The organism is Chengkuizengella sediminis (genome assembly GCF_010078385.1).
Lineage (GTDB): Bacteria > Bacillota > Bacilli > Paenibacillales > KCTC-33759 > Chengkuizengella > Chengkuizengella sediminis.
Genome location: NZ_SIJC01000002.1, coordinates 17,689 through 39,357, shown reverse-complemented (window position 1 = coordinate 39,357; position 21,669 = coordinate 17,689). Strand labels below are relative to the sequence as shown.

Annotated in this window: 15 protein-coding genes and 1 pseudogene; 5 read left to right on the top strand and 11 right to left on the bottom strand. The window is 32.8% G+C overall.

What is annotated here, in order from left to right; genetic code table 11:
* Positions 1-34 precede the first annotated feature (34 nt).
* The 3 genes from EPK97_RS04775 to EPK97_RS04765 all read right to left on the bottom strand — a co-directional run bounded on the left by EPK97_RS04775 (position 35) and on the right by EPK97_RS04765 (position 8,044).
* Positions 35-1,015: a sodium:calcium antiporter gene (locus EPK97_RS04775; protein ID WP_162035484.1), complete on the bottom strand. Its 981-nt coding sequence runs from the start codon at positions 1,013-1,015 to the stop codon at positions 35-37.
* A 223-nt stretch (positions 1,016-1,238) separates the two neighbouring features.
* Positions 1,239-3,539 (bottom strand): S-layer homology domain-containing protein, encoded by a 2,301-nt coding sequence (locus EPK97_RS04770; protein ID WP_162035483.1) that lies wholly within the window; start codon positions 3,537-3,539, stop codon positions 1,239-1,241.
* A gap of 137 nt (positions 3,540-3,676) precedes the next feature.
* Positions 3,677-8,044 carry a S8 family serine peptidase gene (locus tag EPK97_RS04765; protein WP_162035482.1) on the bottom strand — a complete coding sequence of 1,456 codons (4,368 nt, stop codon included), beginning with the start codon at positions 8,042-8,044 and terminating at the stop codon, positions 3,677-3,679.
* 350 nt (positions 8,045-8,394) lie between these two features.
* Here EPK97_RS04765 and EPK97_RS04760 point away from each other — a divergent pair, with 350 nt between their 5' ends.
* Together EPK97_RS04760 and EPK97_RS04755 are read left to right on the top strand one after the other, a co-directional pair.
* On the top strand, positions 8,395-9,375 hold the full coding sequence (locus EPK97_RS04760; RefSeq protein ID WP_162035481.1) for a hypothetical protein: 981 nt from the start codon (positions 8,395-8,397) through the stop codon (positions 9,373-9,375).
* A gap of 46 nt (positions 9,376-9,421) precedes the next feature.
* On the top strand, positions 9,422-9,595 hold the full coding sequence (locus EPK97_RS04755) for a hypothetical protein (protein WP_162035480.1): 174 nt from the start codon (positions 9,422-9,424) through the stop codon (positions 9,593-9,595).
* 19 nt (positions 9,596-9,614) lie between these two features.
* Here EPK97_RS04755 and EPK97_RS04750 read toward each other — a convergent pair whose 3' ends face one another.
* From EPK97_RS04750 to EPK97_RS04735, 4 genes are all read right to left on the bottom strand, one after another.
* On the bottom strand, positions 9,615-9,791 hold the full coding sequence (locus EPK97_RS04750) for a hypothetical protein (protein ID WP_162035479.1): 177 nt from the start codon (positions 9,789-9,791) through the stop codon (positions 9,615-9,617).
* Positions 9,792-10,035: 244 nt separating this feature from the next.
* Positions 10,036-11,088, bottom strand: coding sequence for a F510_1955 family glycosylhydrolase (locus EPK97_RS04745; protein WP_162035478.1), 1,053 nt, complete (start codon positions 11,086-11,088; stop codon positions 10,036-10,038).
* 408 nt (positions 11,089-11,496) lie between these two features.
* The gene (locus EPK97_RS04740; protein ID WP_205690226.1) at positions 11,497-12,885 is read right to left on the bottom strand and encodes an LVIVD repeat-containing protein; all 1,389 of its coding nucleotides are present in this window, start codon (positions 12,883-12,885) and stop codon (positions 11,497-11,499) included.
* Between the two features lie 184 nt (positions 12,886-13,069).
* Entirely contained in the window at positions 13,070-13,681 is a 612-nt protein-coding gene (locus EPK97_RS04735; RefSeq protein WP_162035477.1) for a LysE family transporter, read from the bottom strand.
* 130 nt (positions 13,682-13,811) lie between these two features.
* Here EPK97_RS04735 and EPK97_RS04730 point away from each other — a divergent pair, with 130 nt between their 5' ends.
* Positions 13,812-15,269 carry an aminotransferase-like domain-containing protein gene (locus EPK97_RS04730; RefSeq protein WP_162035476.1) on the top strand — a complete coding sequence of 486 codons (1,458 nt, stop codon included), beginning with the start codon at positions 13,812-13,814 and terminating at the stop codon, positions 15,267-15,269.
* Positions 15,270-15,313: 44 nt separating this feature from the next.
* Here EPK97_RS04730 and EPK97_RS04725 read toward each other — a convergent pair whose 3' ends face one another.
* On the bottom strand, positions 15,314-16,381 hold the full coding sequence (locus EPK97_RS04725; RefSeq protein WP_162035475.1) for a Glu/Leu/Phe/Val dehydrogenase dimerization domain-containing protein: 1,068 nt from the start codon (positions 16,379-16,381) through the stop codon (positions 15,314-15,316).
* 949 nt (positions 16,382-17,330) lie between these two features.
* Between EPK97_RS04725 and EPK97_RS04720 the strand changes: the two genes are divergently transcribed.
* Positions 17,331-18,398 carry a DUF3221 domain-containing protein gene (locus EPK97_RS04720; protein WP_162035474.1) on the top strand — a complete coding sequence of 356 codons (1,068 nt, stop codon included), beginning with the start codon at positions 17,331-17,333 and terminating at the stop codon, positions 18,396-18,398.
* A gap of 356 nt (positions 18,399-18,754) precedes the next feature.
* A complete protein-coding gene (locus EPK97_RS04715) occupies positions 18,755-19,180 on the top strand; it encodes a VOC family protein (protein WP_162035473.1) in 426 nt (141 codons plus the stop codon).
* Between the two features lie 143 nt (positions 19,181-19,323).
* Here EPK97_RS04715 and EPK97_RS21695 read toward each other — a convergent pair.
* The 3 genes and pseudogenes from EPK97_RS21695 to EPK97_RS04705 all read right to left on the bottom strand — a co-directional run.
* Positions 19,324-19,491: pseudogene (locus EPK97_RS21695) on the bottom strand (penicillin-binding transpeptidase domain-containing protein); the annotation flags it as partial.
* Positions 19,492-19,512: 21 nt separating this feature from the next.
* Positions 19,513-19,860 (bottom strand): penicillin-binding transpeptidase domain-containing protein, encoded by a 348-nt coding sequence (locus EPK97_RS21690; protein WP_338075657.1) that lies wholly within the window; start codon positions 19,858-19,860, stop codon positions 19,513-19,515.
* 20 nt (positions 19,861-19,880) lie between these two features.
* Positions 19,881-21,521, bottom strand: a complete 1,641-nt coding sequence (locus EPK97_RS04705; RefSeq protein ID WP_162035472.1) for an FMN-binding glutamate synthase family protein — start codon at positions 21,519-21,521, stop codon at positions 19,881-19,883.
* Positions 21,522-21,669 lie beyond the last annotated feature (148 nt).

Genomic DNA, 21,669 nt, shown 5'->3' with positions numbered 1-21,669 from the left:
TAAATTTCTTTAGAGTCTCAGAAAGAAGCTTTTATTATTTTGCTTGAATGAACATTAAATAACTAACAACAAAATAACTTATCACTACCAAGATACTCGGTAGAACATACGTAAAATTATTTTTTGATTGTTTCCTAATCAATCCATACGTACATATTACTGCAAGTACGAATGTACCAGTAACAGTATATAAGTGATTTGGGCTAGAATGGTATAATAAGCTGCCTTTTCTATACAACACATCTGTAAATATTAAAATTAAAATATTAAAGGTGTTACTTCCTAGAATCGATCCAATAGCTAAATTATAATTTAAAAGTCGTATTGCAACAATAATACAAACCGCTTCAGGCAAACTTGTACTTGCTGCAACTAAAAATGTCCCAATAAATGAAGCATCAATTCCAGTCAACGTTGCGATTTTATCGGCTGAGATAGTTAATATTGAACCAAATACTAAAATGAATATAGCCGCAAAAATAAAGGATATAATCGCTCTTTTTAAAGTGAATTTTTCATACTTTTTAGAATCTTTTATAGGTTGTGTTGTAGGAATATTTTCAACTTTAGAAATAAACCACATCCCTAAACCATACACAAGCACTAACACAATTGAATCTAATCCAATACCAAAAATGTGGTACGATATTTTAAAATATATAGAAACTGAAATAAAGATTAAAAGTAACATAACGAGGATGTTCGTCATCATATTTTGTTTGTTTGAATAGTTAAATATTCGGGTCTTTCTAAATATGATATCTACAACTGCTAAAATCATAAAGTTGAACAAATTGCTGCCTAACACATTTCCAGTCGCAATATCTGGATTATTAATCACAATGGAAGTCACACTTGTAGTGATTTCTGGTAATGATGTAGCCCCACCAAGCATAAGCCCTAATAACACTCCATTAACGGACGATTTTTCTTTAATCACATCCACATATTTAGAGAGCTTTATTGCCAAAAAAATAGTACAACTTGCTGCAATAAAAAAGAGGAAATAAACCATACCATCATCCTTAGTTTTTGTGAATTTATAATTATATGTAGCTTTTATTTCATGTATATTATTTCCAAACCGAAAAAACATATGCCAATTTTATCACAGATCTTAGTTTTATTATAATTTTAAAAACATTCTGTCCATCATAAATAAATAGAACTGGCAAGAAAAAGAGAGACCTATAATAGATCTCTCTCTAAATTCAAACATTATATATATAATAACCTTATCATTGTTCCAATGTGTTCAATAAGTTATATAACAATACAGCAGCCTCTGCTCTAGTTGCAAAGTCTCTAGGAGCAAAACTATTATCTGCTTTTCCGTTTAAGATTCCTAGACTAACAGCAGTTGAAACTGCATCTAAAGCGTACTCATGAATTTCCGAAGTATCATTGAATAATAATTCTTCTTTAATATCAACAAGTGCAGGGTTTTTATAATTTATTGCACGAATGATCATTGTAGCCATTTGTTCACGTGAAATTTTTTCATTTGGTTCAAATATTCCTTCTGAAATCCCTTGAACAATACCCGATCTTTGCGCAGCTTCTATTTCAAGAACGCTCCAAGTTAAACTTTCAGGAACATCAATAAAAGCACCTTTAAATTCCTCTAGTGGTATATTCAATGCACGTACTACAAGTAATGCAAATTGAGCTCTTGTTAGTTCATCTGAAGGTGCAAATGTATCATCCGAAGTGCCTTTAATAATACCTCTAGAAGCTAACACCTCAATCGCGTCTTTAGCCCAATTTAAATTCTGTATATCGGAAAATGTCTTATCATTAGAAATTGCAGTGTACTTTGAAAAATGTGTAGTTTTAATAATTAATACACCATTTTTCACTTTACCACCTACATATTCCCATTCATTCTCTTTCTCATTTAACACATAACCCGCTACTTTTCTTGTATCCTTTGCTAAAATTTGATTTATATTTATTGCAATTTCAATAGGTTCATTAAAGGATGAAATTTCAGTTGAATTAGAATTTTTCTTAGTTGTAATTTTTAAGTCTACAATATCTGAAACGATAGTCTGTCCTGTATTAGCTTTCGTTAATTTTTTTGGATCTACTTTATCCATAGAAAATGTAATATCATTACCAGATAGCCCAATAATCCCTTTTAGTGTTTCAGGTGAAATATTTATTTTAATATTTTCTTTCTCAATAACTAATGATTTATTTGCATCTTGTATTTTATTTAATATATCCTTATTAATTTCAACTAAAACCTTGTCGCCTGTGTTATCATTTAAATTAATTTCTACATTTTGTTTAAGATTACTATTCAATTGATCCTTAATATCAGCTTCTTTAACGAGTAAAATCTCATCTTCTACTTCTTCTGTAGGAGGTGTATTACTACTGCTGCCACTACTAGGATTATCATTTCCTCCTGAAGAATTGTCTGATTGTTTTAATTCAACGTCAAACGTAGTGTTCTCTGTTATACCTACAGAAGTTGCTGAGATATCATACTCCCCTATGCTTGCATCTAAACCCAGCTTATAATTTAATGAATATTTACCTTGCCCATTTGTAGTCTCTTGACCTGCAAATAATTCTTGTCCGTTCCTTTCAATTGTAATCAGAACGTCAATAGAACTCGCGGACTTACCATCTTTCTTTACCTTACCAGAGATTGAAACTTCATCACCTGGATTATATTTAGATTTCTTTGCTGAAACGGTCAGTTCTTTTTCCGTTGGTGTAGGTTGTTCATCCAGTTCCTCTACTTCAAAAGTAGATCTGACTAACTGTGACTCATGTGTTGCTAATACCTCATATTCTCCTTCTATAGCTTCTTCAGAAAGATCAAATGTAATTGCATAGAAACCTTCTTCATTAGTGATAACATCGTCACTAAAAATTTGCTGATCATTTGTTTCAACCGTAATAAAAACTACAGCATCGCTTACGGGCTCATCGTTTATTGTTAGGAGTTTACCTAAAATAACTACTGTATCTCCCTGATAATACTTATTTGGATCTGCTGTAACTGTTAATTCTATTTGTATTGGTTCTTCTGGTTCTTCTGGTTCTTCTGGTTCTTCTGGTTCTTCTGGATTATTTTGTATAACTTCAAAAGTTAGTTCACTAGATTGTTGTAGAGATGTTACAGTTACAATATATTCACCTGGATTAGCATCTTCTGGAATTCTATAAGTAAATTCATAATTCCCATTAGCATCTGTTTTAGTTTGACCTGTGAATATTCCATTCATGCCTTCATTAATCGTGAGTAATACATCGATCTCACTCATCAGTTGTTGATTCACCAAAATATTTCCCGTTATGACTACAGTGTCTTCTGGAATATAAGATTGTTGATCCGTTGAAATGTTTACATCTGCATTGATCGAAGCTTCTTCCATTCCGTCAGATGGTGTTTCACTTTGTCCTTCTTCAACCTGCTTTTCATCAACTGATTTATCAACAGACGTTGTATCCTGTGCTAAACTTAACATCATATTTCCAAAAATTAGAGACAATAATAGGATGATTATAAAAACCTTCTTCAAATATTTCACGCCCCTCTTATTCCATTTACCGTATTATTTCTTCTATTGTAATAAGAAAATAATAAAAAGGTTCATTATGGTTATATCAAACTTTCAGTAAGCATCTATTTCCTCACCGAAAGTTTGATTTCAATCTACTATTCTATAGTAAACACGGTTTCTTTATTAGCTTCCGATAGAGCAGAAGGAGTATCCCACTGATCCCAAACAAATACATCAACAGTATACGATCCTTCATCAAAATCATTTAACTGTACTCCTGCACCATTTGTAGCACCATCGGCAATTTCAAATAAAGTAAAGAACCCTAAATAAACTACTGATTCCTCTTCATCTTTGACTTGAATTATAATTAAAGGATCTTCAGCAGTATCTGGTCCTAAGTTTTTAATGCTAGCTTGTATTTTAACATTCTCACCTTGGGTGAAATTAGTCTTTGCTTCTCCATTCCCATCTAATGTATCTACAGATTGAATCATTAATGGGTAGTTATATACTGTAAATACCGCTTCAGTTCCATACACATTATCCTCTCCATCAATCGAACCTGATGCTACCACTGTATAAGTTCCGTTCAATGTAAATTCATCTGGTTCAAATGTGGTTTCGTACGTATCCCCTACACTTGATGGAAGGTCCATTTCTTCACCTTCTGGATCTACTATTTTAACATCCCATAGAATAGACTCGCTTGCAGTGGCATTAATAGTAGCAGGTCTGTCCATGCTTACATATTGTTGAGGATCAACGGTTAATTCCTCAATTTGTGCTCCTGGAGGTTCTTCTCCTTTATAAATGGATACAACTTCTGTAGTTACTGTACCAGCATAATCTACCGCTTCCAAAATAAATGAGTTATTGCCCATTTCTAAAGGAAGTGTTAATTCTAATTCCTCAGATAAAGATCTCATTTCATAAGGTTCTATGAATGGATGATAGAACTCTTCACTGCCATCCACTAAGAATCGTAATTCATCAAAATTATCTGCTACATTTACAGTTATTGTTGGATCTTCTTCATCTGCTGCTACATATCCATTCTCAGGAAGTCCAAAAACATCAATCGTTGGAGCTGTTGAATCAACAAAGATCATTCGATTAAATCCAATTTCATTCCCAACTACATCTGATCCTGATATATAAAATTCATGTACTCCATCTTCTGAAAATGAGATTGTTGTATTAAAATCATAACTATTTTCTACTTCATTCCACTGTAAATCTACGGTTATCGGAGAATCAAGCACCGTATCTCCTGTTAGTGTTAAGCTTTCAATTTCAGAAATATCTGTAATATATCCTGATAACTCGACAGCTAACGTATCAAATATTCCTAATGCTTCCGGAGAAGTTGCAAAAATATTCGGAACCCCTTCATCTTCTTCTCCTAAAGTAGATTCCATTACTGCGTTTCCTGCATAATCTACCGCGATTACATCAATCATTGCTCCTTCAGCAGGTCTAGTTGCAAATTCATATGTTGTAGAGTCTTCTTCATACGGTACAGAATCTACTTGCTCTCCTTCTATTAAAATTACATAATAATTAATACCTATTCCACTATCTTCTGCATCAATAGTTAGATCAATATTCTCAGAATCATAATTCAAATCATTAATTTCAGGTGCTGTTGTATCCACTGTTACAGGAATTTGTAATATCTGTGGATCTTTCCCCTCGTAATCAATTTGAGTCTTAACTTGATAATAATATAAACCATCTTCTACTAATTTATTTTTAACAAAACCGTCCCATTCTGTTGTAGATGAAAACGAATAATAATCAGCTCTTCCGCCATTATAGTAATCTTTTCTAACATTATAATCTGTTCTTATTTTTCTTAATGGTTTTAAATCCTCATCAAGAATACTGTATTCAACTATAGTAGAGTTTCTTAAAAAAGATAATATAGGTGTAACCGTATCATCGATGCCATCTTCATTTGGAGAAAAAGCAACCTTTACTAGCAAATACGAATCTGTAGCACTATCATATCCAAGGAAATCCTCAGAACCTACTAAACCAGTAAATCCATAGAAAGAATTGTCTTCATATCTGAGCGCATCAATAATTGGTGGATCGTTCCAATCCCCATGAAAACCAACGTATGGTACTGTAAGAACTGGATAAGACATATCGTCGTCTTCTAAATTCGTAATATCTGTTAACGTTACAAAACCTTCTACAAAATAACCGTTTTCCATTAATGCATTTAATTCAATTTCTACACCCGAAATATCGAAATTAATATGAATATCTTCACTACCACCAGCTGGTATAGTAACTTCAGGTGTATCAATTTCGATCGTAACACCTTCTATTTCTTGAGTAGACAATAGATTATAACCATCTTCTACTAAATCCGTTAAAGCATTGGCGCTAACTTGATAGGTTACATCCTCATCGCTATAGTTAGTTGCATTTAACGTAAATGAAAACTCATTATCAACCTCTCTTAGAGCAACTTTTGCTTCTCCTGTTATTTTCTCTGTTACAACAACTGGTGTATTCACTGCAGAAAGAAGTTGCATTAAACCTGCACCTTGACGACGTGGAGTATATAACATACCTTCCGGGTCTGTAATAGGTACGGATGTATTCATTAATAGATTTTTAGCCATATTTACTTTGTCTGCTTTTTCTAAATCAGGGAATTCTTCTTCAACACGTTGTAATACAAGTGCAGATCCCCCTGCAACATGTGGTGCAGCCATGGAAGTACCACTCATTAAACCATATTGATCATCGTTTAATGTAGATAAAATTTGTGCCCCTGGAGCCGTGATTTCAGGTTTAAAGTCTAAGTTTGATGTGACACCCCAAGACGTTGAATCTGCCAACTGACCAGCTCTATTATTTGGTACACTCAACGTTTCCCCTGTAAAGGTAACCTTCATCGTACCTCCAGCATCTATCACTTTTTCTTCTAGCATATTTCCATCTGATATACTTAAAGTAACCATTGGGATCGTTGGACTATCTAGTGCCATACTAACGTAGTCACCATGTGACTCTCTACCGCGAACAATAACCCCCGCAGCTCCTGCTTCTTCAGCTTGTCCTTCAATCTGAGCGTAGAAAAAACCACCCGTACGAACTACAAACACAATTTTTCCTGCAACATCTTTGCCTTCATATTTATCCAGTTGTCCATCTTCTACATAAACAACATCCATTTCATTGTTACCAAACACATCCAGTGCCTGCGGAGTGCTGCTTTGTTTTTTATATGCAATTGGTAGTGTTTCATCTCCTACCGTTATTGACATTTGATCTAATTGAATTTCAGAATTTTCTATCGATGCAACCTGTAAAGATTCATAAGATAAACCTGGCGCTCCTACTACACCAATATCAGGGTTTGAAGCAAAAGGATTAAAATCTTTAGCGAAGTATCCAGAGTTTCCAGCTGATATAGCCATCATCACTCCATTATCTACAGCTCGTTTAATAGCTTGTTGTTCTGGATCATCAGCATCAACAAACGCTGCTGTAGAACCTAAACTCATATTAATAACATCAGTACCTAATGCAATCGCATCATCAATGGCTTTAATATAAATATCACCATAAGTAAATTGCATTTCAGGATCATTTCCAAAAACCTTTAAAGCTAACAATTGAGCCTCTGGGGCAACCCCTTTAATCCCATTGTTTTCTTCGTCACCATTTGCTGCTGCAATTCCTGCAACGTGCATACCATGCATAGATGCCCCGGCACCTAAATCTACAATCTCATTGTTTTTATCAGCGTAGTTATAACCATATGGAACCTTAACTGTAAAATATTCTCCTGGCAGCTGTTTATCTGAAGCTAGCAACTCTACTTCATCGGAAGTTAATTCTACTAAACTATCATCTGTTATAATCATATCTTTATGTGAAGGGTCTATACCTGAATCAATAATACCGATGACCATCCCTTCACCCTTGTATCCATATTCGGATTCCCATGTATTTTTCGCCTGGACTAAATCCTTGCTGGATATCATTTGCGGTTTCTGAGTTGGACGTTCGTATTTATTAACAATATATACTGAAGAAACTCCAGAAAGCGATTCTATTCGAGAAATATCTCCATACTTTATCATTCCGCTTATCCCATTTGCTACAATTGCAAATTGATTTTCAACATCTAGCTCAATACCTTGCGAACCAATTTGAGATAATAGATCTGTTTGCTCCACTTCAATCTCTTGTTGAAGTTCTTCTTTTTTAAATGAGGGAAGCTCTTTATATTTCAAGCCTTTACTTTGTGCAAAATGTATTGCTGGATCCCCTTCTAATTCAATAATTACTCGAATTTCATCTTCATCATTGTATTGATCTGTTGGAAGTAGGATGTCGCTTTTATCTCCATTAAAGTCTGAGATTATATCATTTAAATTCATAACCTCATTATTCTGTGCTTGCACTGATCCTAAACCAAAACTAGTAACTGCAAATAATACAAGTAACATTAAAATAAAGTGCTTTTTGAACTGCTTATAATTTCTTTGAATCATACTAAAATAACTCCTCTCATTTGACTAATTTTTAAGTAAAAAAACAACTCGTCCTCCTTATCCCCTTTTTAAAATAACAGAACTCAAGTACATTCTATTTAATATTTTTTAAGAAATCAATATATTAGCAAAAGAGGTTAAAAATAGTTATTTTACAACAAAATACAATTATTTTTTTAACATTTTTTCGGCGTGATATGACACATTTTTTTAAAAATACATGTGTTTAAAATTTCAATTAAATGATTTTTTTGGAAGGAATTATGTTAAAAAAAACGAATATATTGAATAAATGAGTAGACAATTCATTAAATGACATTTAATTATGAATTTGAGGAGAGGGAGTTCGGATGTTTAAAAATAAGAATTCATTACAATATGAAAAACGAACTTTTTTTATGTGGGTTGATTCATTTATCCCTTACTTATATACTGTTGGTATTATTCTTGTTGGAGGATGGATGCTTATATCTATTGGATTGCTGGGCTATAAAACTTATAAAGTAGATCCATTGTCGTTTTTCTTACTATCAGAGAAACCCATTGTAGAGGAAATTTTAGAAAATATAGATGGGAATACATTAAAAATAGATTCGGAAATGCAAATACAAGTCAACCTCGCAAACCCAAGTAAAGAGACTGAGTGGCAATCATTTTTGAAATCAATCATACAATCTGATTTAAATAGAATCATTTTTAGAGGTATTTCTTTATTAGTCATTTGGATGATTATCTTTCTAATCATTCCAGTCGGATTTAGAAGATTAAGACGAATTAAATTATTTCGTATGGAAATTGAAGTAGAAAACGTGGAAAAAGCAGCCATCCAAACCATTGAAATCACAGGTGGTAAAGCTAAATTAATGGCATACTTATCTAGTAATGATGCTGAGGCTACAACATTGCAATTTTTAAATGATGAATCGTCCGTCCCTTCTATGGATTTTCGAGAAGTATTGGAGCATTTTTTAAATGAAATAAAGGAAGGATATCAGAAGGAATTTGATGCTCATTTTGTGTATGAAATCCATTTGAGTAGTTTCCCAAAAATGTTTGATGAATTAATACATGAATCGAAAGAAACTGAAAAAGTAATGATTAGAAACAAAATTAACAATGATAATTTATTTAAAAAAAACTATTTAGTTATGTACTATTCTTATAATCATCAGGAGATGGTTACAGTTTTAAGTAGTTATACATATGAATTTGATGTATTGGATAAACATCTAGTTGAACTTTTACATCATAATATTAGTAAAAACATTGAGAATATTGAATACATGGTTGCTTTAACGACTCCACCAGAAAACGCTAGTAATTCCACTTGACTCTACAACTAGTTTTTTTATATCATTAAATAAAGGGGTGATTACGATGTCAAGAACTCCAATTGAACCGACAGATATTAAAAATCGTGCGAAAAGAAAGCTATCGAATAGAAATCATAAAACAAATCATTCAGAATACATAGCTACAGGGCAAATCGTAAAAACAGTTCATGTGAATAAAGATGAGCCACTTGTTAAAAAGATCATGGGATTTAAATAAACTCATTCATATTTTGAGTTTATTTTTTTTTGTACTGTAAATTTCTAGCGTGTTTTCTTGCAGCTTCCTTCAAGACCGGATTAGAACCTACTAACTCCGAAGGATCTTTTATATCTAATTCTTTTAAATTAAGATCACTTATTTTTTTAAACTTCTCTCCTTTTAAAAGCCTTTTATAAATTTCAGCCATTGCCAATGATATCACCTCGTTTATAGAGCATTATTTACTACAATTTATTCTAAGAAACGTTTTGATGTGAGCCTATTCACTATTTGGATATTCTGCCCAATTATGAGTAAAATAGTTAACTATTTCTTTACCCATTTTAAAAAAAGAAAAAGATGCCATATAAAGGCATCCTTTATTGTGATATTAACTTATATAAACAAACATACTTTAATTAAGGTTATTCTTCTACAATATTCATTTCAATATCACCTTAATCAAGATTTGATATGGGTTTTCCTTGTTGAGCAATGGTATCCCAGCTTTGACTCCCGTCTACACTTTTATACATATCAACATTATAAGTAGCTATGATCATTTCCAGTGTATTTTCTGGGTTTAGTGTTATATACTGTATTGCGTCTTTGGGCATATCAGGAATATTCACTGCAGTTATTTTACCTGTATTAAGATCCATATACTGAAGTCCAGCTTGTCCATTATATGTTCCTACCCATAATTGGTCATCAAAATCAAAGTATGCAGCTGTAATTTGATATCCATCAAACCATTTTTCAAAAGAGTCACCATAATTTTTTGATAAATATAATCCATCTTCAGTAGTTATCGCTATTATTGAATCTTCATCTGGATGAACAGTTACTGCACCTGGTACTAACTGCGAAGGGAAACCTTCTAATAGACTTTTTATCCACGTTTGAGTTTCATTTTGTGTATAATATAATCCTTGATCTTCCATAATACTATTTTGTGCAAAATTCATAACGTAGAGTGTATGCGTGTTATAAGATACACCCGTCACATGAAAATCCACTTCTCCATATAAAGTTAACTGTTCTAAATTCTTTCCTTCATCTGAACTTTTTACAATTCCCAATGGATTTTTTAATTCAGACCCCAATGCAGGATGTCCACTAGAAAAAAAACTATCTTTTGCCATTGCAAATCCCATATAATCATGGCCTTCTCCTTCTCCTTCACGCCAAATTCCATCTTCATAAACTTTTAACCCTGTATGTGATGAGAGAAGTAATCGATTTCCTTCAGAATTAAAACCCATACCGTGAACATGTCCGAATTCAATCATATCCATTTCAGTTAAATCTGGGGTGGATCTTTCGGGATCATCTTGTTCACCTTCAGATGTAACCCCACTATCATTAGATTTATTATCATTTGCTTCATTTTGATTCTTTTCTTCATTTTGCTTTCCAGAATTAGATTCAGATTCTTGTACATGATCTGTGTTCGCACAACCTGTTAAAATAAAAATAAACATTCCTATTACGATTAAAATTTTTTTCATAACATCATCTCCTACCATTAATAATCATGTAATTATCACTTTAGTCATATTTGATATCCATCAATCAAATTTTTTAAAAAAGTAACCATAAGCTTATGATATCTTCACAAGTATCGTTATTGTTGAATCCTCACATAGAGACATAGTTATTTTAGCAGGAAATTGTGCAGAAACTGAGTAGAAATTAAAAATTTCATTCCCATTTATATCCTATCCCGAAATCACTTTCAAAATCTTTCCGTGTTGATCAACTCCCGAACGTTTTTTATCAAATATTACTTATCCTCATCAAGTTTACCAAACTAATGTGAAGAATATGTGCATAAAGCATTAAAATACAAAAAAGAGAGACCTTAAATAGTCCCTCTCTTATTAAAAAGTTAACAATAATTTTGTTAACTGACTTATTTATTTTTGACTATTATTTTTCAGTAACACTTTTAATCCACTGTCCATATCAGATGCAAGAATGTAATTTTGATCAACAAACACTCCCCACACATAAGCAGATTCCGGTGTATAACGAGCAATTTCTGTCGGATTACTAACATCTGTAATATCTACCATTATTACTCCCCCTGCATAATAGGAAAGATAAAGTGTGTTTCCTCTCACCTTAGGATCATGTACTGTTTTAGCGAAAGTAACGTTATTTTCATCAGGAATATCATAGGTTAACTCTGTTTTGAATTCGCTTAGTAATGTTGGATTTGATTTATCCTTTATATCAAAAATACGAGTGTATCCATATGCTTCTTCATATCCATCTCGAACCGGAGCATAGACTTCACGAGTTTCTATCAAAACCGTGCCTCCTTTAGCTAGTGTAGAAGAGTGAGCAGAACCTTGCTGATCGGAAGCAAACTCAGTACGTCCTAAGTATGTAGGATTATCAGGATCTTGTATATCAAATATAAGGGTTCCTAAATCCCACATAGAAATGTATGCATATTTTCCAGTAATATCAGCCATTGTGCTGTGATTAAACACACGCCTTACTTTCCCATCTGGAGAATCCCAATAATACCCATCAAATGATTCATCTACTTCAGGAAGTGTCCTAGGATCAAACTGCCATAGTGTCTCCGGATTAGTTGGATCACTAACATCTACAATTTGAAAGTCGTGTTGTTCACCATGTGTATAATAATCAGTATATGGACTTGCCGCTAGCACAATAGCCCTATTTCCTTGCATCGTCAAATATAGTTCATGGGTTCCTCTAGTGTTTTTTGCTACTTCCCAAAAACCTAGCTTTTGAGGATCAACAGGATTCGTCACATCATATAATAAAAATCCACCTTTTGAATCAGGATGTGAACGATCTAACTGTTGAACTGAAACAACAGCAAGGTCTCCGTTGAAGTGAGGAGTGTTTACTGATTTCACAATCACTTTTTCTTGCCAAGTTAAAGGAAATTCATTGTTTGCAAATACAGATACTTCTACAGGATTAGCAGGGTCTTTTAGATCAAAAACTCTCACTCCGCCATTCCCTCCATTTTGAGTATGTGTTCCAACGTATGCATATCCTTTGTGAGCATACACATCTGCATATGAGTTTTCTAACCCATCATCTCTAACAATTCCCATTTCAGGTGTAGCTACTTCATTTAAAAATTCCAAGTTTTTGCTACCTTCTAATAGAGGTACGGTAATATCATCAAAATTCGTTCTCTTCCCTTTCTCGAGATTGATATCACCTAATTCATCATGTCCTAACACTTGCGCAGGAATAACCAAAGAGAATACAAGTACACTAACCAAAACAGCCTTAATCCATTTCTTTCTTCCCAATGAAAATACCTCCAATAAATTGAATATTTTGTAACAAATATATTATACCACTATATTATGTTTCAATTTACATTTATTACAAAAAAATTAAACAGAATTACTTTTTTAATAGATATAAGTTTAGAAAAACTAGAACATTTAATACATAGAAATCTACTAATTTTTAATATGATTTTCTTTTTTATTAAATAAAAGAGTAGCTAATATATATCGCAGTACCCCACATCACACATGCTGAAAATTTATTTAGAATAATGATGAAACGACCTGATTTATCCATTTTCCCAGCTATCTTCCCCGCAATACCTAGGGAAATAAACCAAATCCATGAAACTAATATGCAAACAATTGTAAAAACTATTTTTTCTATACCATCATATTTTAATGAACTTGTTCCAAGCACACCTACTGTATCTAAAATAGCGTGTGGATTTAGTAACGACACAGACAAAGCAAAAAGAATTTGTTTCTTTGAATCATAAGCTATGCTTTGTTGTTTGTTTAAAGCTTTAGGTTTACTTTTCCACGTTACAAAACCCATAAAAATTAAAAAGAAAATGCCTACTAAGAACAAAATCGTTTTTATCCAATAAAATTCTAAAACAACTACGGACACTCCTAGCACTGCTAATGAAATCAATAGAGTGTCACAAATAATTGCCGTAATAATGACTGGTAATGTCCTCAAAAAACTAGAATGTACTGCGCCTTGATTAAATATATAAACATTTTGCACCCCTAATGGCAGAATTAATCCTAGTGCTAATATAAAAGCATGAAATATCACTCCATACACATTTATACCCCCTGCTGGTTTATTAGGTTTTATGTTATTAAAAAAAGCTCACGATGTCTCCAACCAATTGGATGGTTAACTACCCAACCAATCTGTTATAGTTAAAAGAAAAGTCTGGAGAGTTTCTAACATGTCAGATGAGCATTGGAAGTTAAACAAATCATCTTCTTTTCCACTACATCAACAAATATATGAAGATTTAAAAAGGAAAATCATGAATGGAGAATGGTCTGTCGGAACCAAAGTACCTTCACAAAGGGATTTGGCTAAAAAATTTCAAGTGAATCGCAGCACATTGATTTACGCAATGGATGAGTTAACTGCTGATGGGTTAATCGAGTCAAAGGTTGGAAAAGGAACAATGGTTGTAAACAATACCTGGGGTTTACTCTCTTCCATTTCACCACCTGATTGGAATAGTTACGCAAACTCTGGAGTCTATCAGTCAAATATAGAAACCATTCAGGAAATCAATAGAGCTGAAATGAACAATGAAATTATTCGTCTGGGAACTGGAGAACTCTCACCAACACTGTTGCCTACTGAAAAAATGAAGTCATTCATTCAAAATTCTACAAAGAAATTATCTTTAAGTTATTCAGAACCAAGAGGAGACCTCTATTTAAGAAAAATGATCAGTGAATATTTAAAATCTAAAAATATTCATGCTTCTCCTGCGTCTATATTGATTGTTTCAGGTGGACTTCAAGCATTGCAGTTAATCTCTTTGGGGTTATTACATCGAGGTTCAACCATTTTTCTTGAGACCCCTTCCTACTTAAATTCTGTAAAAGTATTTCAATCAGCAGGTATGAACTTATTTGGAATTCGTATGAATGATGAAGGAATACTAACAAATTTCATTTCAAGATTAAAAAGACAACATCAAGGTGCATTACTTTATTCGATTCCTTCCTATCACAATCCAACAGGCATCTTAATGTCTAATAGTAGAAGAAGGGATTTAATCAATATATGTAAAAAAGAAAGGTTACCGATTATTGAAGATGATGTTTATGGAGACTTATGGTTTGATAATCTACCTCCTGATCCTATAAAAGTATTAGATGATCAAGGGTTAGTATTATATTTGGGGAGTATGTCTAAAACCTTAGGACCTGGATTGAGAATAGGTTGGATTGTAGGTCCAGAGCCTGTAATCCATCGTTTAGCAGATATTAAAATGCAAACTGATTATGGATCAAGTACCATTTCGCAATTTGTTGTTGCAGAGTGGTTAGCCAGTGGTTTATATGAAGAGAATATTCAGAAGATAAGAAAAGAATTAAAAATACGCAGAGATTTTATGATTCAAATATTAAACAAACATTTTAAACAATTAACAACATGGAAAATACCAAAGGGTGGCTTTTATATTTGGCTTCATATCAAAAAACAAATTTCTATGCATAAGCTTTTTAAAAAATCACTAAAAGAAGGAGTTTTACTGAACCCAGGATATGTGTATGATCAAAATGATCAAAATCACCTACGTTTATCCTATTCTTATGCATCACTACAGCAATTAGAAAAGGGGTTGATACGGTTATCAGAATTAATTGAAGATGCATCAGATAATAATGAATAAAAAGACGATTTATCCTGCGAAACCGGATAAATCGTCTTTAATTACTAATTCGTTTGCTTGTTTTTAAGAGCTGATTCCAATCTTTCCTCTGCCATCCGATTTGCAGCCAAATGAGTAGGAATTTGATCTCGTTTTGATATTTCTATCACCTTTTGCATATTTTGATAAATATTTTCTACATTGCTCATAACACGATCAAGGTTAAATTCATCTTTTAATTCGTCTACTACATGAATAAGTCCACCTACATTTATAATATAATCTGGAGCATAAAGAATCCCCGCCTCATGTAATATATCTCCATGTTTATCCTGTTGTAATTGATTATTTGCACCTCCGGCAATCACCTTTGCCTTTAATTGTGGAATCGTTTCATCATTTAAAACAGCACCTAATGCATTAGGAGAAAAAATATCACAACTTACACCATAAATATCTTCTGGATCTACAGGTTTTGCATCAAATTGTTCTACCGCTTTATTCACTCGTTCACGATTAATATCTGTAACAATTAGTTTTGCCCCTTCTTTATGAAGGTACCCACATAAAGCATAAGCTACATTTCCTAATCCTTGTACTGCAACAACCTTCCCTTCTAAATTATCTGTACCGAACTTCTCATAAGCAGCTGCTTTTAGCCCTCGATATACACCGTACCCCGTTGAAGGTGATGGATTTCCACCTGCACCTCTCGATGAAAGTGTAACACCTGTCACATGATTTGTTTCTTTATGTATATTGTTCATATCCTCTTCTGTTGTCCCAACATCCTCTGCTGTAATATATCTGCCACTGAGGCTTTCTATAAATCGACCAAAAGCGCGAAACATTTCAGGATTCTTATCCGTCCTAGGATTACCAATTATAACGGACTTCCCTCCACCAAGATTCAATCCTCCTGCTGCTGCTTTATATGTCATCCCTCTAGATAAACGCAACACATCAAGGACTGCATCCTCTTCTTTGACATAAGGCCACATTCTAGACCCACCTAATGCTGGTCCAAGTGTTGTGTCATGTATTGATATGATGGCTTTTAAACCTGATTTTTTATCCTGACAGAAAACAACTTGCTCATAGTCGAACTTCTCCATGTAATTAAAAATTTCCACTCAATATTCCTCCGTTTCATTTATAACTGATCTTGCCAAATAAAAATGAATTATTTTAGTTTATCTTCAAAAAAATGTGAAAATAGAGTATCAATTTATTACTTACCTTACTTACAGCGTAATGTTTCATTGACGTTTTGTCAAAGGTTAATAAGAAGAAAATTATCATTAATATAAAAACAAAAAAAAGGCAGTTCCAACAATGTTGAAACACCCCCTATCTATTACTTTCTTCTATTGAATGAATTGCTGTCATATAATAAAAGTTTTATTTTTATACTTCCCTATCCTAAAAAAAATAAGGCTGTTGCAACGAAGTTGAAACGCCTTATATCAATTCATTAATATTTTCATTTAAATAAATAAAAAGCAAACACTAAGAATAATAACAAGTAGAATGAAAAGTACTAAAATAATGATTGCAGTTTTAAAAAAGATAAAAAACCCCATTTCAATTCCCTCCTTCCTCAATCAACCTATACCATATAATATGTAGTTCATATGTACATGGTATAGATGTTCATCCACTAAAATACTAAAAAAGGGTTTTTGACCATAAAATAGGGCCTTTTACTATAAAAAATTTATCTCCAAAAACAAAAATGGATTGTCTCCTATTATTTTCATGTCGCCATTTTCCATCACAATCACTTGATAATGTAATCCTGGATCTTCAATAAAGTAGCTTTAAAGTTCCTTTTATTAGAATCTATTTTACAGCAAAAAAATTCACAACTTCTTCACAAAAAATGTAAGCGTTATGAATGTTGATTTTAATAGATTTACCTGATTTTCAAGAAAAAACTGATCAAAAATCAATTTTAAATTCATTGACAATGGCATTTTAAATATGTATATTTTTCTAGTGGCGCCATAATTTTCATAAATTATATAAATATTTATACTTAGAAACGAAATTTAGTAAATTATTAAAAAAGAAGGTTATAAAATGAAAAAATCAAAAAAATTACTAACTTTAGCAACAACTCTATTGGTCACTACTTTATCTCTTTCAGCTCCACTCGCAAGTCATGGTGCTGAAACTCAATTAAGCGATAAAATCGCAGTTGATACAGCTGGAAATAAATTAAAACCTGCTAGTATTACAGTAGATAACACTGTTTCTGAAGTTATAGAGGTTCGTGGAATGGTAGATTCTATTGATCAAGAGAACCAAAGATTCCTCCTAATCAATAGTAATACATCTTACGGAATCCTTCCTATTTGGGTTCATACAGATGACGTAGAACTTTTTAATCAAATAGTAGAAGGAATGGATGTAACAGTGTCATTGTCTGGTCGTATCCTTAAATCTTTTCCAGCACAAGGAAAAGCCAATAAGGTTATCATCAACGAAACAAAAGTTGTTATAGAAGATACATTTGATATGGATCATAGAGGTTGGACGGGCGATTTTGCTGATTATCCAGTTGATTATGACGAATCTCAGTATCAACTAGAGTATGCTAGAGAGAGCGTCCCAAGTGAGATTGAACCAGAAAGTAATGCTTTGTTTTTAAGTGGAGTGAATCGAAGTGACGACCTTTTTATGTTTATAAAAAAGAAAGTGGATATGAGTTATGGTCTTAAACCTAACACGAATTACTTGGTGAATTTTGAATTTGAGATTGCTTCAAATGCTCCAGCGGGGGCATTTGGTGTAGGGGGAGCTCCTGGAGAAAGTGTATATGTTAAAGCCGGAGCTACAACAGAGGAACCTTCATTGATTATTCAAGATGGTTATTACCGCATGAATATTGATAAAGGAAATCAATCTACTAGCGGCAAAGATGCGATCGTTCTTGGTAACTTAGCAAAAGTAAGTGGTACTTTTGATTTTTCCTATGAACTTATAAACTTTAACAATCTTAACTTTAAAGATGCATTTATTGCAAAAACAGATGAAAATGGAGAGCTCTGGTTATTAATCGGAACTGATTCAGGTTTTGAAGGCATTACAAGTATTTATATTCCGAAGGTGAAAGCAACGTTTACTGAAGCACAAGTAAGCAATTAAGAATATCAAGTCCTAGTAACTTCTTTAGATCGTTGAATAAGTCCTTTTTAAGGGACTTATTTTAAAGGAAAGGTAGATTTACTTAATTAGTGAATCTACTTGAACAATAAAGATCACATACTGCTTTATCTTCTTGGTAAGGTGGTTTGTGATCTTTTTTACGTTCTAAAAATAACAAATAAACACTTGCAAACATATGTTCTTAACTGTATAATCAAAATATGGTAATAATGTGAGGTACACTATTTCATTAACTTGCAAGTAACAGTGATCTAAAACATAAATGATATAACTAAACTTAAAACATAAAAAAGAAGTTGAGTAAAAAAACTAAAAGCCAAGGAGCTGATTTATTAATGTCAATGCAACTATCCCCTTATTTGATGATGAATGGAAATGGAAAAGAAGTCATTCAATTTTATGAAAAAGCATTAGATGCTGAGATCCTCTTTAACCAATCTTTGGGAGAGATGTGTGAAAACTCCGATTATCCTATACCAGCAGAAGCTAAGGAATTTGTTGGATTCGCATCGCTTAAAATTGGAGATTCAAACCTTATGCTTTCTGATCAACATCCAGGTCAACCCCATCAAATTGGAAATCAAGTTACAATTTGTATTAGAACTGAAAACAATGAAAAGACAAAACAAATTTTTGAAGCATTGCAGGATAACGGGCAAGTAATCATGCCACTTCAAAAAACTCCCATTTTCCCTGTTTATGGTATTGTAACGGATAAATTTGGCGTAACATTCCAAATTTACACTGAGGTTCAACTGTAAAATATTTTATGAAAAACTATGCTCTACGTTAAAAAGATGCCTTTTAAGCAACCTTGGTCCTATATTCTATTGGGCTAAGGTTATTTAATTTGTTTCTATTCTACAAACTATATCGATAAAATCATATACACGATTATTAATTCCTAGTTAGATTGTCTAAGATGATTATTCAATATGTTTAAAGTAACAGTTTTTGCATTGAGCCCTGAATTATCAATATTTGTAACAAAAACATAAGCATCGTTTCCATTCTCCACAAATCCAACGAACCATCCTAATTGATAATCCGATCTTGTGCCCGTTTTCCCATAAAGAACATAATGTGTATTTTCTTAATCATTTCCATATGAAAGTCTTTGAATCCACTTCTTCATCTGCTCTTCACCAATATCGCGAGCCATTTCTTGATAATACCATACTACTGAATGTCTCATGCTTGAACTAAGGGTATTGTCTTGATCCCATTTTTCAATTCCTCTGTTAATTCCATCCCAGTATTTTATTTCATATTCATCTTCAACTGCCCCAACTTGTAGTCCAATTAACGAATTAGGTATTTTAAATGTAGATACTGGTGTGTATGGTTGATTTGCTCTATCTTCATTGTATACAAAAGTACTTTTTCTCTTTATATCCCGCAAAATAAAGGTGCCTTTGTAATTGTTAAAAAATTCTTCCACTATTATCAACCCCCTATCAGTTATCCACTTAATTTTTGCTGATCAGTATTTGTAGATATAGTTTCGTCAAGATCTTTCTGATATAAAGATACACTATGATTAATATCTTTCTCTATATCTTTCAAACGAGTTATACGTCCTGAGTCGTCTTTATACACAACATGACTACTATTAAATTTAGTGGGAGAATCTAGTCCTGCAGCAGCTGCTAATGTAAATAACCCCTGTCGCAATGTAATCATAAAATTAGCTACACGATATTTTTTATCCTCTATCACAAGCGCTTTTTGAAGTTTCGGATTGGTTGTCGCAACACCTACAGGACAAGTGTTTTTATGGCAATGCTGAGCACCAATACATCCGATAACGATCATATAGGCTCGTGCCATACTCACGAGATCAGCCCCCATCGATAGAGCGATTGCAATTTTGTCAGAAGTGAATAACTTACCGGATGCAATAATTTTAACTCGATCCCTAATACCGTAATGTTTTAATACAGAATGAGTAATCATTATTGCTGATTTAATAGGAAGTCCCATAGAATCGGCCATCTCTTGGTAAGTAGCACCACTACCACCTTCACCACCATCTACTGTAATAAAATCAGGGCCTCGACCTGTTTCTTTCATATATTTTGCAAAGGAATGTAACTCCGTATCATCACCAATGACCATCTTAATACCAACTGGTTTCCCCGTTGTTTTTCTAATTTTATCGATAAAGTCAAACATGCTCGATAAATCTCTAAATTCTTCAAAAGAATTTGGACTTTCAACTGTAGTATAAGGTTCGATTTTACGTGCTTTTGCAATCGTTGGTGTATTTTTCTCAGCAGGTAAGTGACCACCTCGAATTTTAGCACCTTGACCTAATTTTAATTCAAAAGCCTTGATTTGTTGTATTGATCCTTTTAATTTCAATTCTTCCCAATCTAACTCACCAGAGTCAGTACGCACACCAAATTTTGCAGGACCGATCTGCATAATAATATCAACATCACCAGCTAAATGGTAATCTGAAATGCCGCCTTCTCCAGTATTCATCCAAGTTCCGCCTGCCATACCAAGTCCTTTGGATAATGCTTCAATGCTGTTTTCACCGAGAGAACCATAACTCATACCAGACATTCCAATGAGTCCTTTGACCTGAAAAGGATATTCACATGTTTTTTCACCCATAATTACAACATTTTCATTGTGTAATAACCAAGGTTTCACTTGTTTATCAGTAAATGTTTCTTTTCGTTTAAAAAGTGTTTCTTCTTTTGTTTTATAATATTTTGTTTTTAATGCAAATTGGTTATCAATTTTCATTTCTTCCATTAACTTTGGAAAAAGAGTGTTTTTAAGAAAATAACCTTTTTGTTCAAAATCTTTTTTAGAACCAAAGGATATGATCGTTTCAAGGTATTTAGAGGGGAAAATAATACTTAAAAAATCATTGCGGGAAAATGGCTTACCTTGTGTATCTCCATCGAACAAATATTGTCTGAATTCTGGTCCTGTGTGTTCTAATAAATATCTGATTCGCCCCAGAACAGGATAGTTTCTTAAAATAGAGTGTTGTCTTTGATTTTTATCGTAATTAAAAAAGAAAAAGAATAAAATTAAAGGAATAATCATGATTACAATGATGAGGATTAATACGGTCGTTAGCATAAATCTCCTCCTTATCAGTTTAATAAATATGAAATATCTACCAGTTTAACATTGATTATTATACCACATTTAAAAATTTGCCCTTAATTTTGTACAGTTGTTCTTTTATTTTTAACTTTTCATATAACTAGCCTTCCTCTAAAATCTG

Coding starts and splice junctions, on each gene's coding strand:
- EPK97_RS04715 (WP_162035473.1), top strand. CDS start 18,755: ATGTCAATGCAACTATCCCCTTATTTGATGATGAATGGAAATGGAAAA.
- EPK97_RS04755 (WP_162035480.1), top strand. CDS start 9,422: ATGTCAAGAACTCCAATTGAACCGACAGATATTAAAAATCGTGCGAAA.
- EPK97_RS04705 (WP_162035472.1), bottom strand. CDS start 21,521: ATGCTAACGACCGTATTAATCCTCATCATTGTAATCATGATTATTCCT.
- EPK97_RS04720 (WP_162035474.1), top strand. CDS start 17,331: ATGAAAAAATCAAAAAAATTACTAACTTTAGCAACAACTCTATTGGTC.
- EPK97_RS04745 (WP_162035478.1), bottom strand. CDS start 11,088: ATGAAAAAAATTTTAATCGTAATAGGAATGTTTATTTTTATTTTAACA.
- EPK97_RS04760 (WP_162035481.1), top strand. CDS start 8,395: ATGTTTAAAAATAAGAATTCATTACAATATGAAAAACGAACTTTTTTT.
- EPK97_RS04765 (WP_162035482.1), bottom strand. CDS start 8,044: ATGATTCAAAGAAATTATAAGCAGTTCAAAAAGCACTTTATTTTAATG.
- EPK97_RS04775 (WP_162035484.1), bottom strand. CDS start 1,015: ATGGTTTATTTCCTCTTTTTTATTGCAGCAAGTTGTACTATTTTTTTG.
- EPK97_RS04730 (WP_162035476.1), top strand. CDS start 13,812: ATGTCAGATGAGCATTGGAAGTTAAACAAATCATCTTCTTTTCCACTA.